Here is an 801-nt window from a genome sequence, read left to right on the forward strand (position 1 = left end):
CCGCATGCTGCATGCGCCGCAAGCGGTGCGTCGCGTGCTGCATGCGGCGGATGTGCCGGGCGTGCTGGCCAGGGGCTCTTCCACCGAGAGGCCGGCCACCGCCCCTGCGCTTTTCACGCTCGGCCAGAAAGTGCGGGCCCGCGCGGGACGGGTGGACCATCACACGCGCCTGCCAGGCTACGTCCAGGGGCGAGTCGGCACGATCGAGCGTCTGCACGGCATGCACGTGTTCGCGGACGCGCATGCGCAGGGGCTCGGAGAGCAGCCGCAATGGCTCTACACGGTCGTCTTCGACGGCGCGGCGCTGTGGGGTCCGGAGGCCGCCGAGCCAGGCCTTCGCGTTTCGGTCGATGCCTGGGAAACGTACCTCGAGCCCGCATGACCGCCCATACGCCCCTTCTCCCCGGCATGCCCAACGATGGCGCCGAGCCTGTGTTTCGCGAGCCCTGGGAGGCCCATGCCTTTGCGCTGGCGGTGTCGCTGCACCAGCGCGGACTCTTCACCTGGCCCGAGTGGGCGCAGGTGCTGGCACGTGAGATCGGCGCCGCGCAGGCCGCTGGCGACGCCGACCTGGGAGACACCTACTACCGTCACTGGCTCGCCGCACTCGAGAGCCTGGTGGCCGGCAAGGGTGCGAGTTCCGCGGAAGAACTCAGGCGCTACCAGCAGGCCTGGGACCGCGCCGCGGACCGCACACCGCACGGGCGCGCGATCGAACTGCGCGAGCAGGATTTCGGTTGACCCGTCCTCTTTCGGCCCTGCTTCAGCCTTTCCTGCCGCCGAACGCCACCAGGGCCCCAC

Annotated in this window: 2 protein-coding genes; both read left to right on the plus strand. The window is 70.7% G+C overall.

Features of this window, described 5'->3' with window-relative positions; translation table 11 throughout:
• Nucleotides 1-382 (plus strand): SH3-like domain-containing protein (locus AC1DTN_RS37585; protein ID WP_477925200.1); only part of this gene is annotated, 382 nt, incomplete at its 5' end.
• The gene (locus tag AC1DTN_RS37590) at nt 379-741 is read left to right on the plus strand and encodes a nitrile hydratase accessory protein (protein WP_477925202.1); all 363 of its coding nucleotides are present in this window, start codon (nt 379-381) and stop codon (nt 739-741) included. The genes AC1DTN_RS37585 and AC1DTN_RS37590, both read left to right, overlap by 4 nt.
• Nucleotides 742-801: the final 60 nt, after the last annotated feature.

This window comes from Rhizobium sp. 01T444, from assembly GCF_056398305.1.